The sequence below is a fragment of the Leptospira weilii genome, from assembly GCF_006874765.1.
Classification (GTDB): domain Bacteria; phylum Spirochaetota; class Leptospiria; order Leptospirales; family Leptospiraceae; genus Leptospira; species Leptospira weilii.
On sequence record NZ_CP040840.1, the window covers coordinates 2,435,001 to 2,447,500 of the forward strand.

14 protein-coding genes (2 of these 14 cut by a window edge) are annotated in these 12,500 nt (G+C 40.8%); 11 read left to right on the top strand and 3 right to left on the bottom strand.

Annotated features, from left to right (window positions below; translation table 11 throughout):
* The 6 genes from cimA to FHG67_RS11700 all read left to right on the top strand — a co-directional run.
* Positions 1-1,409, top strand: partial view of a (R)-citramalate synthase CimA gene (gene cimA / locus FHG67_RS11675; RefSeq protein ID WP_004496152.1) — the 3' portion only. The gene continues 142 nt to the left of window position 1, outside the view; 1,409 of the gene's 1,551 nt are visible here — the last part of the coding sequence; its start codon lies beyond the left edge, outside the window; it ends in the stop codon at positions 1,407-1,409.
* Positions 1,397-1,969: an aminoacyl-tRNA hydrolase gene (gene pth, locus FHG67_RS11680; protein WP_002634451.1), complete on the top strand. Its 573-nt coding sequence runs from the start codon at positions 1,397-1,399 to the stop codon at positions 1,967-1,969. Before cimA ends, pth begins: the two co-directional genes overlap by 13 nt.
* Positions 1,970-1,992: 23 nt before the next feature.
* The gene (xerC, locus tag FHG67_RS11685; RefSeq protein ID WP_004496224.1) at positions 1,993-2,928 is read left to right on the top strand and encodes a tyrosine recombinase XerC; all 936 of its coding nucleotides are present in this window, start codon (positions 1,993-1,995) and stop codon (positions 2,926-2,928) included.
* Positions 2,915-3,457, top strand: a complete 543-nt coding sequence (hslV, locus tag FHG67_RS11690) for an ATP-dependent protease subunit HslV (RefSeq protein WP_002634411.1) — start codon at positions 2,915-2,917, stop codon at positions 3,455-3,457. The genes xerC and hslV overlap by 14 nt, the downstream gene beginning before the upstream one ends.
* A 12-nt stretch (positions 3,458-3,469) precedes the next feature.
* A complete protein-coding gene (hslU, locus tag FHG67_RS11695) occupies positions 3,470-4,909 on the top strand; it encodes an ATP-dependent protease ATPase subunit HslU (protein WP_016760668.1) in 1,440 nt (479 codons plus the stop codon).
* Between the two features lie 240 nt (positions 4,910-5,149).
* Positions 5,150-6,520 (top strand): PQQ-dependent sugar dehydrogenase, encoded by a 1,371-nt coding sequence (locus FHG67_RS11700; protein WP_004498437.1) that lies wholly within the window; start codon positions 5,150-5,152, stop codon positions 6,518-6,520.
* A 390-nt stretch (positions 6,521-6,910) separates the two neighbouring features.
* Here the strand turns inward: FHG67_RS11700 and FHG67_RS11705 are convergent, their stop codons facing one another.
* Positions 6,911-7,741 (bottom strand): hypothetical protein, encoded by an 831-nt coding sequence (locus FHG67_RS11705; protein ID WP_004496126.1) that lies wholly within the window; start codon positions 7,739-7,741, stop codon positions 6,911-6,913.
* Positions 7,742-7,809: 68 nt separating this feature from the next.
* Between FHG67_RS11705 and FHG67_RS11710 the strand changes: the two genes are divergently transcribed.
* The 4 genes from FHG67_RS11710 to FHG67_RS11725 are packed head-to-tail and all read left to right on the top strand — an operon-like array spanning position 7,810 to position 10,724.
* Positions 7,810-8,070: a lipoyl domain-containing protein gene (locus tag FHG67_RS11710; RefSeq protein WP_002614570.1), complete on the top strand. Its 261-nt coding sequence runs from the start codon at positions 7,810-7,812 to the stop codon at positions 8,068-8,070.
* Positions 8,067-8,945: a metallophosphoesterase family protein gene (locus FHG67_RS11715; RefSeq protein WP_002614596.1), complete on the top strand. Its 879-nt coding sequence runs from the start codon at positions 8,067-8,069 to the stop codon at positions 8,943-8,945. The genes FHG67_RS11710 and FHG67_RS11715 overlap by 4 nt, the downstream gene beginning before the upstream one ends.
* 1 nt (position 8,946) lies before the next feature.
* Complete coding sequence (locus FHG67_RS11720) at positions 8,947-9,990, top strand: Mrp/NBP35 family ATP-binding protein (RefSeq protein WP_002614579.1); 1,044 nt, start codon at positions 8,947-8,949, stop codon at positions 9,988-9,990.
* 44 nt (positions 9,991-10,034) lie between these two features.
* Positions 10,035-10,724 (top strand): hypothetical protein, encoded by a 690-nt coding sequence (locus tag FHG67_RS11725; RefSeq protein WP_002614585.1) that lies wholly within the window; start codon positions 10,035-10,037, stop codon positions 10,722-10,724.
* A gap of 6 nt (positions 10,725-10,730) precedes the next feature.
* Here FHG67_RS11725 and FHG67_RS11730 read toward each other — a convergent pair whose 3' ends face one another.
* The gene (locus FHG67_RS11730) at positions 10,731-11,357 is read right to left on the bottom strand and encodes a UbiX family flavin prenyltransferase (RefSeq protein ID WP_004498434.1); all 627 of its coding nucleotides are present in this window, start codon (positions 11,355-11,357) and stop codon (positions 10,731-10,733) included.
* On the bottom strand, positions 11,354-12,268 hold the full coding sequence (locus FHG67_RS11735) for a 4-hydroxybenzoate octaprenyltransferase (protein ID WP_142499794.1): 915 nt from the start codon (positions 12,266-12,268) through the stop codon (positions 11,354-11,356). Before FHG67_RS11735 ends, FHG67_RS11730 begins: the two co-directional genes overlap by 4 nt.
* A 103-nt stretch (positions 12,269-12,371) precedes the next feature.
* On the opposite strand from FHG67_RS11735, the gene FHG67_RS11740 reads away from it, so the two are divergent.
* On the top strand, positions 12,372-12,500 hold the 5' portion of the coding sequence (locus FHG67_RS11740; RefSeq protein WP_004496122.1) for a hypothetical protein. It continues 519 nt past the right edge of the window; the window shows 129 of its 648 coding nt (coding positions 1-129); the start codon lies at positions 12,372-12,374; its stop codon lies off the right edge, out of view.

Genomic DNA, 12,500 nt, shown 5'->3' on the forward strand with positions numbered 1-12,500 from the left:
AGATTGCCTCTGCAAGAGTTTCCAAAGGAGAATTCGAAACGGTCCAAAAAATCATAGAATGGGCTGAAACAGAACAACTCACAGAAAGAATCGAAATTCTAGGATTTGTGGACGGAAATAAAACCGTAGATTGGATCAGAGATAGCGGCGCAAAGGTTTTGAATCTTCTCACAAAAGGTTCTCTGCATCATCTCGAAAAACAGTTAAACAAAACTCCGAAAGAATTTTTTGCCGACGTTTCCATTGTCATAGAATACGCAATCAAAAGCGGCCTTAAGATAAACGTATATCTCGAAGATTGGTCCAACGGATTTAGAAACAGTCCCGATTACGTCCAAGCACTTGTGGAACATCTAAGTAAGGAACGAATCGAAAGAGTTTTTCTTCCCGATACGTTAGGTGTTCTTTCGCCTGAAGAAACGTTTCAAGGGGTGGACAGTCTCGTTCAAAAGTACCCGAATCTTCATTTCGAATTTCACGGACACAACGATTACGACCTTTCCGTGGCAAACAGCCTTCAGGCGATTCGGGCTGGAGTCAAAGGTCTCCACGCGTCTATGAACGGGCTCGGAGAAAGAGCGGGCAATACTCCACTTGAGGCGCTTGTCACTGCAATTCATGATAAGTCTCAGGCTAAAACGAACGTGAATGAATTGGCCATTACGGAAGCAAGTCGTCTTGTGGAAGTATTCAGCGGAAAAAGAATTTCCGCAAACAGGCCGATCGTCGGAGAAGACGTATTCACTCAAACCGCGGGAGTTCACGCAGACGGAGACAAAAAAGGAAATCTTTATGCGAACCCCATTCTTCCCGAACGTTTTGGAAGAAAAAGAAGTTACGCGTTAGGCAAACTCGCGGGAAAAGCAAGCATCTCCGAAAACGTAAAGCAGCTTGGAATGGTGTTAAGCGACATTGTTCTTCAGAAGGTTCTCGAACGCGTCATCGAACTCGGAGATCAAAACAAACTCGTAACGCCGGAAGATCTTCCGTTTATCATCGCCGACGTCTCCGGAAGAACCGGTGAGAAAGTTCTTACGATCAAATCTTGTAATATTCATTCCGGGATCGGAGTTCGACCTCACGCTCAGATCGAATTGGAATATCAAGGAAAGGTTCATAAGGAAATTTCCGAAGGGGACGGAGGTTACGACGCGTTTATGAATGCGCTCACAAAAATCACGAATCGCCTTGGAATCAGCATTCCTAAGCTGGTAGATTACGAAGTTCGAATTCCCCCCGGAGGAAAAACGGATGCTCTCGTAGAAACTATGATCACTTGGAACAAGTCTTTGGATTTGGAAGAAGATCAGACGTTTAAAACAATGGGGGTTCATCCGGATCAAACGATTGCGGCCGTTCACGCGACTGAAAAAATGCTCAATCAGATTCTTCAGCCATGGCAAACTTAAAACTTTTACTGGTGGGTATCGGAAACCCTGGCCAAAAATACGCCTATAATCGGCATAACATCGGTTTTGTGATTTTAGATTCTCTTTTGGATTCTTCTTCTGGAAGTTACCAGACGAACTCCAAGTATTCGCTTGCAAGAACCGACGAAGAAGGAGTTACAATTTTCTATCTGAAACCTCTCGAATTTATGAATCTTTCCGGAAAGGCGGTCGCCGAAATCGCGAAGAAAAACGGGATTTCTCCGGAGAACATCTTAGTCATTCACGATGAAATCGATTTTGAATTCGGAAAGCTAAAACTCAAAGGAGGAGGGGGACATGCCGGACATAATGGCTTGCGAAATATCGTGGAAAGACTCGGAACAAACACATTCTTCCGACTTAGATTCGGTGTTGGAAAACCGTCCACGGCATCGGAAGTTTCGGATTATGTACTCTCTAATTTTTTCCCCGAAGAAAGGGAAAAAATTCCGGAATTAGTCCAAGTGTCTTTGCAAAAAATCTCCGATTGGGTTCGAGAAAGAAAAAACGAATTTCAAAAACTTTCCGATATTCAGTAAGACATACCATATGGAGAATTCAGTTGAGCGATTATCCTTTCCAATTTCCTAAATTTCCTTCCTCGTTTCTCAATGAAACTGCGGAAAAGTTTATAAACTACTTAAAAATTGAAAAGAATTATTCGCAAAATACGATCAACGCTTATAGTATCGATTTGAAATTCTTCTTCGAATTTTGCGAAAAAGAGCAGCTCGATATACTTCAGATCGAACCGATCGATATCCGGTCTTACTTCGCTTATCTTGCAAAAGAGCAGGATCTCGATCGCAGATCTCAAAGTAGGAAATTATCCTCTCTTAGAACCTTTTATAAAGTTCTCCTCCGAGACGATCAGATCGAATCCAATCCTGCTACGCAGATTAGTTTCCCGAAAGTCAGGAAAGAAGTTCCTAAAAATTTCAGAATTAATGAAACCGAAGAGATTTTGGAATTCGAAGCGGAAAAAACTTCCGAGATTTTGGAGATTAGAGACAAGGCTATGATCGAAGTTTTATACTCTTCCGGTCTTCGGGTATTCGAGCTTGTGAATGCAAAACTAAGCTCCCTTTCCAAAGATCTAACAGTTCTTAAAGTTCTCGGAAAGGGACAAAAGGAAAGATTTGTGTATTTCGGTAAGGAAGCCGTTGATTCTTTGCGGAAATATTTGGAATATAGAAACGTTTCTTTTCCGGACGTGAAAGAAATTTTTCTGAATCAAAAAGGAAAGAAACTGACGACTCGAGGCGTGCGTTATATTTTGAATGAGAGAAGAAAAAAGATGGGTTGGGAAAAGAAAATCACACCCCATAAATTCAGACATACCTTTGCGACCGATCTACTTGATGCAGGGGCAGATATCAGAGCGGTCCAGGAATTACTTGGACATTCTTCTCTTTCCACAACTCAGATCTATTTGAGCGTAAGTAAGGAAAAAATCAAAGAAGTTTATAGAAAGGCCCATCCTCATGCCAAAAAATAAAATTCGTTCCACAACCATTCTTTGTGTGCGTAAAAACGGAAAAGTCGCCATCGGTGGCGACGGTCAGGTTTCTATGGGAAATACCGTCATGAAAAACACCGCAAAAAAAATCAGAAGGCTTTACGACGGGAAAATTCTTTCCGGTTTTGCGGGTTCGGCTGCGGATGCGTTCACTCTCTTTGAACTTTTTGAAAGGAAGGTTCAAGAATTCGGAGGAAGTATTTCCAGAAGCGCCGTGGAACTTGCAAGAGAATGGAGAACAGATCGAATGCTTCGAAAGTTGGAAGCGCTTTTAATCGTCGCGGATAAGGAAGAATCCTTTTTGATTTCGGGAACCGGAGATGTAATTTCACCCGACGAAGGAGTGATTGCGATTGGTTCCGGAGGTAACTATGCCTTAGCCGCGGCTAAGGCTCTTTACGATCATACGGATTTGTCTGCGAGAGAAATCGTAGAGTCATCCATGAAGATCGCAGCAAACATTTGTATTTATACGAATGATCATATTACTCTAGAAGAAATTCTTTAAAGATAAAAATATATGACAGATTACTCCAAAGACCAAGACCTTATGTTGCCGATCGAAGAAGAACTGACTCCTCGCCAGATCGTCACAAAATTGGACGAACATATCATCGGCCAGAAAAATGCGAAAAAGGCGGTTGCAATCGCTCTTAGAAACAGAACTAGACGCAAAAAACTGGACCTTGAAATGAGAGAAGAAATTTATCCGAAGAATATTATCATGATCGGACCTACCGGGGTCGGTAAAACGGAAATTGCGAGAAGACTCTCTAAACTTTGCGGAGCTCCATTTTTAAAAGTAGAAGCCACAAAATACACCGAAGTCGGTTATGTCGGAAGAGACGTTGAATCCATGATTCGGGATCTCGCGGTCATATCGATGAATCTTGTAAAACAGGAATTTAGAATCAAGGTAGAAGAGACCGCAAAACAAAAGGCGGAAGAGGCTTTACTTGATATTCTTCTTCCCTTTCCGGCTGAGAATAAATATAATTCCGGACAAGCCGCCGACTTTACGACTTCTTCTCCTTTTACAGACGAAGAAGAAAGAAAAACTCGTTTTCTCGAAACCAGAGAATTCATGAGAAAAAAATTAAAAACGGGAAAATTAGACGATCAGGAAGTAGAATTGGATCTTCCGAACCCTAGCGTATCTCAGATTCCAATGCTTCAGGTTTTTGGAGCGGGGAATTTGGACGATTTAGACAACCAACTTCAGAACGTTTTGGGAGATTTGCTTCCCAAAAAAAATAAAAAACGTAAACTCAAAATTCCAGAAGCCCTTAAGGCATTAGAAGAATTCGAAGCGGATAAACTTTTGGATCCGGATAAGGTACAAAAAGAAGCTCTGCGAAGAGTGGAAGAAATGGGAATCATATTTTTGGATGAGATCGATAAGATCGCAGGAAGAGAAGGAAAAAATGGGGCAGACGTTTCCAGAGAAGGGGTTCAAAGAGATCTTCTTCCGATCGTGGAAGGGGCGACAGTGAACACAAAAATCGGTCCCGTAAAAACCGATCATATCCTTTTTATAGCCGCAGGCGCGTTTCACATGACGAAACCTTCCGATCTAATCCCAGAACTGCAGGGAAGATTTCCGATTCGTGTCGAACTCGAAAAACTTTCGAGGGCGGATTTTGAAAAGATTCTGACGGCTCCTCGATCTTCTCTCACGAGACAGTACGAGGCTTTGCTTTTTACGGATGGAATTCAGTTAGAGTTTTCTTCGGACGGAATTCAAGAAATCGCAAGAATCGCATACGACATGAACGAGAAACACGAGAATATTGGAGCCAGAAGACTCAACACAATTTTAGAACGTCTTCTTGAGGAAGTAAGTTTTGAAGGCCCCGATCTTCCGGAGAACCAAAAGAAAGTAAACATTGACGGAAAATATGTTATGGATCGTTTGCAAGGTGTGATTCAAGATAAGGATCTCAGCCAGTATATTCTCTAAAAGAAACATCTAACAGTTTTGAATTTTAGAGATTCAAATTTATCCGATTCGCTTTTTTAAAGATTTTTAAAAATTCAATTGGATTTTGTTTGGAAGGGTTCGATTTCTAAAAATCCAAATTTCTGATCTTCAAACGACAGTCTTAAAATTCGATTTCAAAAAGTTGATCGAACGGAAAACAATAAAAAAGTTTTTCAATTTGATTTGACTCGTCTTCGAGAAATAGAATTCTGTGACGCTATGTTTTTTACAATCGAATTCGACCCGTCCTGTTTCATTCAAATAAAATCAAATATCGTTCAGAATCCGTTCTCAAAATCTATCGTAAGCTTTTTAAGATCTAGGAACGTTTTTCAGCGGATTCGAAAAATTTCCATTTATATTCTTGTTTCGGGCGCCCTGGTTTTGACGAACGGTTGCGAACGAATTCAAAATATTCTCGTGGAAGTTTTAGGAGCGTCTGACAAGTATAAGGCGGAAGGAAATACGAATCTTCTTCAGCCCATTTATTCCGGGAAAGACGAGATCAAGGAAAAAATTTCTATCTCTCTCAAAGAAGTATCTGCCGGTTTCAGGCAGCCTACGGATATACAGTTTCCGCCGGGAGAAACAGAAATTTTTTTGATTACCGAACAAAAGGGTAAACTTCGTTGGGGTAAAGTTCGTAAAAATGAAACCGGAACATTATTGACTTTGAATGTTCTTTCGGTATCGGAACAAGGTTTGCTTGGCCTTGCGTTTCATCCCGATTTTGCAAAGAACGGAAAACTCTATCTCAATTACGTTTTGAAAGTGAACGGAAAAGATACGAGTCGCGTCAGCGAATGGGTTGTGTCTTCTCCGAAAGATTTAGTGAATTCTAAAATTACTTCCGAACGGGTTATCATGGAAGTGATTCAGCCTTACCCGAATCACAATGCGGGACAACTTGCGTTTGGTCCGGATCAGTATCTCTACGTAGGTTGGGGGGACGGAGGTTGGATGGGCGATCCAAAGAAAAATGGACAGAACCCCAAAACGTTTTTAGGAAGTATGCTCCGTATAGACGTAAACTCAACGGAAAATGGAAAGGGTTATAAGGTTCCTCAGGATAATCCGTTTATAAAAGATTCCTGCTGTGTTCCGGAGACATTCGCATACGGTTTTCGAAACCCTTGGAGATACAGCTTTGATCCCAAAGGAAGATTGATTCTTGCGGATGTCGGACAAGATCTTTGGGAAGAGATCAATATAGTAGAACGTGGAAAAAATTACGGATGGAACATTAGGGAAGCGAGTCATTGCTTTGATCCGAAGCAGAATTGTAGAGAAGAAGGTCTAACCGATCCGATTTACGAGTACGGTCGCGAAGAAGGACAATCGATCACAGGTGGTTATGTGTATTCGAATCCAGAAATTTCAGATTTGAACGGAAAATACGTTTTTGCGGACTTTGTTTCCGGCAGAATTTGGGCGTTGGAACTTCCAGAGCAATTGGGCCAACCCGCAAAAAAAGTTTATACACTTGGAAAATGGCCGCTACTCATTTCCTCCTTTGGAAGAGATTCAGCCGGAAAAGTATATGTAAGCGATTTTGGGAGTGGAAAAATTTATCGGATCGATCCGAAGTAAAAACCCCCGATTTTTGTTAAGCGAAATATGCCATAACGTAGAAATAATGGATACACTTTATGGATTTATAATCAATCGATAAATACTTAACGTGAACTCGGTGTAAGAAATCCATGATTCATTTTTTTGTAGGAAGTTGGAATTTGAACTTTGTAAAAATCTATTCTTAAAATGTGGGACCTACAACAAATCGCGATTTTACGGACAAATTCTAAAAGTAGGAACTCCTACTTTTAGAAAATTCTTTCTCTTTAGGCCGCACTCACGTTATCTGCAATCTTCCGGTAAGTTCGTAACAAAACACGGAATTTCCCATTGAACGGTTTTTGGGCAAACTCTTGATTGAAAATTACCCTTTCTTTGACTAAGAGGGAAATCGAAAAGATTGGATTAGAAATCCATTTTCAAACCGGTGATTGGGTATTTCATATAAACGGTCGTTGTTCTTGCGCCGGAAGTGATCGTAAGTAAATCGAGTGGGTTGAGACCGATGGAATAAAAACCTTCGTCGATCATTGCAATTCCGAAACCCGCACTTTCTTTCTCGTTTAAAAATTCGGGACGAAAGAAATCCGCAGAATTTCCGCGATCAAAGAGTTCTTTGTGTTTGAGTCTGGACTCTTGAATTCTTTGAAAATCCAAATGATGAATGGGAGAATCGTTACGAATTCGAAAACTCAATTCTTCGGAAGTAACGCGAATCTTTAACGAGATGTTCATATTGTATTTTTTGATTTTTGCCCGAACATCGGTTAAAAAAGCTTTTTCGCTTTCCGTCAAAGTCTTTTTTTTGGTACGAATTTTGTCTTCCAAAAAGAGGACGTTCTGCACCTGCTTCTTTACTTTCTCAGGAACGATATAACGATGCATGGCATCTCGAAGCAGGGAAGTTTCCATAATGATTTTCAGAAGTTCTTCCGCGTCTTGGGGATTGGACTCTCCCTGTTCTAATTTCTTAAGAAGTTCGTCTCGGAAAATTATATGACGAATATTCGCTTTGATCGCATTGAGTAATGCTTCCATAAGTCCACTGAAAAGATGAAAACCGGCTAAAGGATTTGCTCCGATTTCGGCTAAGATTCCGTTCACGAGTTCGGATAAGATGTCACGAGTGGGTTTTGTTAACCCTTTGAGTTCAAGGTGAAAAAATTTTTTCTTTTTAAGAGTTTCGATATTTTTCAGAATCTCGCTCCCTTTGAGCGCTGTTTTCTGGTTTGCCATATATTCCCACCGAGTTTTTTTAGGTATCATTGATGCATAAAGCCTTTTACGCAAGTTTGTTTTAAATCATGAAATCAAAATCTAACATTTTTGAATTGGTCACACCCGACCTTGGAGATACGGATAAGATCGAACTCGTCCACTGGAACGTGAAGTTAGGAGATTCAGTGGAACCAGGTCAGGAAATTTTAGAGCTCGTTACCGATAAGGCATGTTTCCCTATGGAGTCTCCCGTGAAAGGCAAACTAACACAAATCATAAAAGAGAAAGGATCGATTGTCCGTAAGGCCGAAGTTTTGGGAATCTTAGAACTTTTCGAATCCAAATGAAAATCCTTCATCTTTCAGATTTACATTTTCCGACTTCGATTCCATTCTTTCAACTCAAGGGAAAGATGTTTGTGGGATACTTAAATTATAATCTTAGAAGAAAGAAAAAATATCCTAAGAATATTTGGGACTCGATTTTAAACTTCATTTGCGAAACGAATCCTGATGCGATCGTCATATCGGGAGATATTACCAACGTATCCCACGAGGAGGAATTCAAAGCGGCCTTAAAAACGTTAAGCGAACTTCCTCGGGAGAAGGTTTTTTATATTCCGGGAAATCACGATCGTTATGTGAGACAATCCGTGGGGGAAAACGCTTTTTACGAAAAGTATTTCTCCAAACTTTCGGGAGAATCGATTTCCAATAATGCGCATTATATTCGAATCAAAAAGATCAAAGACCTTCACTTTGTAGGTTGGGATTCTAGTATTCCTCTTTCGATTCTAAACGCTTACGGAAGAATTCGGCCGGAAGTAGTCATACAAACGAAGAAAACTCTTTTTGAAAGGAAAATTCGAAATTACGTTCTCGTATGTCATCATCCGATTTGGAATCCGGCGAATAGACAGGAAACCGTACATCATAAATTGCTAAATCGGGAAGAGATCGCTTCCTTATTAAAGGAACAACCTCCGCTTGTTTATCTACACGGTCATGTACACACGAATTGGGTGAAATTTCCAGGAAATGAATTGCCTTATTACGTGGTAAATTCCGCCTCAAGCACACGTCTTTCCGATACAACACATGAGAGCGGATTTCATCTGTTGGAAATTCAAAAGCAGAATGTAAAAATTCAAAGATATACTTACAATTTGGAAAAGTCTAAATTTACGGAAACCCCTCTGGTTTCCTATTCAGAAAAGGAATAAAATGACAACGATTGAAGCGGCTAAAATTCAAAGAGAATTGACCAAAATCAAACATCCGGAACTCAAAAAAGATATCGTCTCTCTCGGTATGATCGGATCTCTCGATATCCAAGAAGGGGAAACGAATATTCTTCTCAAAACCCCGAACCAAGATAGAAGGGTTCAGATCGGTCTGGAAGCACAGATCCGTCAGATTCTCACCAAACTGGAAGGAATCGGAAAAGTGAAGATTAAATTCGAAGTGGATCCCAAACTTGTTCTCGATGATTCCAATAAGATTCCGGGTGTTATGAATGTGATCGCAATTGGTTCCGGGAAAGGCGGAGTCGGTAAGTCGACTGTTACGGTGAACCTTGCTGCAGTTGCGGCCTCGCTCGGATACAAGGTTGGGGTTTTAGACGCGGATATTTACGGACCCTCGATCGGAAAAATGTTCGGAGTCAACGGAAGAGTCGCGTTGAAAGCCGAAGAAGATAAAATTTATCCTCTGATAAAAGACGGAATCAAACTCATTTCGTTCTCCTTTTTGATCGATGAAAAACAGCCGGTTGTCTGGAGAGGACCGATGCTTGGAAAAGCTGTGGAACAATTTCTCTATGACATTGTATGGGATGAACTTGATTATCTTTTTATCGATCTTCCGCCAGGAACGGGAGACGTTCAACTTTCACTCGCTCAGTTGATTGATTTAAACGGCGCCGTGATTGTAACCACACCTCAATCGGTCGCACTTTTGGATGCAACTCGAGCTTCTGCAATGTTCTCTCAAGTGAAAGTTCCGATACTTGGGGTTGTTGAAAATATGAGTGAGTTCATTTGTCCCAAGTGCGGACACGCTTCTGCCATATTTAGTAAAGGTGGAGGGCAGAAATTAGCCGAATCATCCGAAGCAAGTTTTCTTGGTGGCATTCCTCTTACAATGGACATCATGAATGGTGGAGAAGATGGTAGTCCTGTTGTACTCAAGGATAAAGAGGGCCCCGTATATCAAGCTTACAAAACTATATTTGATAACTTAAATGAGGAAATAAAAAAGTGGGAATAATACGAGCTTTGGAGTCTGTTGTACATAGATATGGGAGGTGAACCTTGAAGTTTGAAAAAGGATCCGAAAAGAAACCTACAGGTAACTTAATCGTATATTGCAACGTATTTGGCGAAAACCCTCTCAGCCCCGGAGGAAAGATCATAGCGTCTAACGTAGTGGTGAGCTTTCTAAAAATCGGAGAAAACTTTCCCGTTGTGACATTCCCACCCGTGTCGTTGGAAAGTTATGAAGAACTAAAGAAAATTATCTCAGAAAATATAGAGAAATACGATGTGATTAAGATCCGAGACTTCGAGATGCCTACTTCCAAAGAAGCTTCCAATGATTATATTCAGGAAAGAATGGATCAGTTCAACAGTGTCGTGATCAAATATGTTGAGATTTGTAAAAATCGGGAAATAGGCGAAGGGTTGGTCGATTTTCCGGAAGAAGAAAGCGGCGTCAGAGAATATCTGGATGCGCTTGCAAATCTTTCTCTGAAAATCAGGAGATCTACCGGAATTGCAAGAGAAGCATCCTTGATCAAAATGGATCAACTCGTGGAAAATTTCTCTACCAAACATCCCGAATTCGACTTGGACAATTTCAAAAAGGCTCTTTCCTTACCCGGACAAGCCGGAGAAGAATTGATCGGACTTTATCTTCAGAAGTTCAACGCAATCTCGAAAGAGAATTACGAAGACGCATCCACTCTCAAGAAAAAAATCCACGACATAGAATACTTCGCTTAATAAAAATTATTTTCCATCTATCTCAAGGCTGTTGCGAGGAGTCCATCGTGGATATAGGTCCAATTCCATACCTAAAAGCCTAAAAATTCTTTCGCTGATGAAATCCCCCAAATCCTCCAGTGTTTTAGGCATCTGATAAAATCCGGGAGAAGCGGGAAGGATGATTCCGCCCGCGTCATGAAGTTCCAGCATATTTTTCAAGTGAATCCGATTGTAAGGAGCTTCTCTGGGAACGAGCAAAAGAGTCCTTTTTTCTTTCAAAGTAACATCGGCCGCTCTTTCGATAAGATTCTCTGTCATACCCGCATTAATCGAAGCGATTGTTTTCATGGAACAGGGAAGAATCACCATTCCTTTCCAAAAATTGGAACCCGAACCGATATCCGCTCCTATATCAGCGAAATTGCGGATTTCAAACACATGAGAAGTATTCTGAATCTTATATTTCGAAATTATAAAGTCTAAAAGTTCTTTCGGCGAGGAAACCTTACATTCCATTTCCTCCCGGAATACTCTAAGAGAAGCTGGGCTGCAAATGAGGAAGGTAGTCCCTTCGATCGTAAGAAGAGCTTTGACAAATCTTTCGGCGTAGATGGAACCGCTCGCTCCGGCCATTCCTAAAACAAGTCTCATTTTAAGTACTCTTTGCCGTCGAGAATCGCAAGATAAAAAATCCGATCCGACAATAATCCCATGAAAAGAATCAAGGATATGTAAGAATGAAGCTGATAGAATTTTGCAGGAAGAAGATTCTCTCCGGAAGCCCTTGCGATTTTATGTTCTTGAAATAGGAGGTATCCCGTAGCCACCAAAAAAATTAAAAAGATCGGTCCGAGATTCGAAACGATTCCCGCCGCAAATAAAAAGCAGATGCAAAAAACGTGGCTTACGATTGCGATGGAAAGAGAATTTTTCCTTCCGAACTTTGCAGGAATCGAATAAAGACCTTCCTTTCGATCGAAATCCTGATCTTGAAGAGCGTAAAGAATATCAAACCCTGCGAGGTTGAAAGCAAGTCCGATTGTCCACAGAATCGGCTCTAAAACGATTTCTTCTCGTATCGCGACCCAAGTTGCAAGAGGCGCCAAACCGATTGAAAAGCCTAAAATGAAATGGCAGAGCCAAGTAAATCTTTTTGAAAGAGAATATCCCAGAAGAATTATAAGAGTTGGAAAAGAAAGTCGCCAGGTCATGGGATTGATGAACCAGCTCGCAATAAAAAATCCTAAAGAAGACAAAACGACGAACAATATCGCGGAACGTTTTGAAATTTTTCCCGCTGGAATTTCTCGTTTTTTGGTGCGTTCGTTTTGTGCGTCTATGTCCGTGTCCACGATTCGATTGAAACCCATCGCCGCGGACCTTGCAAAAACCATCGAAAGCAAAATAAGAATCGAAAGAATCGTCCAATCCAAAACGGACTTTCCGTGCGTCTTTAAGAAAGCAAGAATAAATGCGATTCCTGCAAAGGGGAGAGCGAACAGTGTATGAGAAAATTTGATGAGACTTCCATATTGCTTTAGGGAGGTTAGTGATGTGTTCATGAGGATTAGGATTTTAAAATTCCAAGGTTCTTTTCCTACATAAAATCCAAAAGAAAGTTTAAAAAGCGATGATTTTTTCCGCCCTCTTAAAAAGGATATGTTTATGATCGTAACCTCGACAAAAAGTTCCGTATCCACAGAACCAATTCGTTCTTTTCTCCAAAAAATCATCCAAGAACCGAAACAACATTCTAGATGGTTAAATACGATCTCCTTTTTGGAACATATCGGT

Coding starts and splice junctions, on each gene's coding strand:
- hslV (WP_002634411.1), top strand. CDS start 2,915: ATGCCAAAAAATAAAATTCGTTCCACAACCATTCTTTGTGTGCGTAAA.
- FHG67_RS11730 (WP_004498434.1), bottom strand. CDS start 11,357: ATGAGACTTGTTTTAGGAATGGCCGGAGCGAGCGGTTCCATCTACGCC.
- FHG67_RS11705 (WP_004496126.1), bottom strand. CDS start 7,741: ATGGCAAACCAGAAAACAGCGCTCAAAGGGAGCGAGATTCTGAAAAAT.
- FHG67_RS11710 (WP_002614570.1), top strand. CDS start 7,810: ATGAAATCAAAATCTAACATTTTTGAATTGGTCACACCCGACCTTGGA.
- FHG67_RS11720 (WP_002614579.1), top strand. CDS start 8,947: ATGACAACGATTGAAGCGGCTAAAATTCAAAGAGAATTGACCAAAATC.
- FHG67_RS11735 (WP_142499794.1), bottom strand. CDS start 12,268: ATGAACACATCACTAACCTCCCTAAAGCAATATGGAAGTCTCATCAAA.
- FHG67_RS11700 (WP_004498437.1), top strand. CDS start 5,150: ATGTTTTTTACAATCGAATTCGACCCGTCCTGTTTCATTCAAATAAAA.
- hslU (WP_016760668.1), top strand. CDS start 3,470: ATGACAGATTACTCCAAAGACCAAGACCTTATGTTGCCGATCGAAGAA.
- pth (WP_002634451.1), top strand. CDS start 1,397: ATGGCAAACTTAAAACTTTTACTGGTGGGTATCGGAAACCCTGGCCAA.
- FHG67_RS11715 (WP_002614596.1), top strand. CDS start 8,067: ATGAAAATCCTTCATCTTTCAGATTTACATTTTCCGACTTCGATTCCA.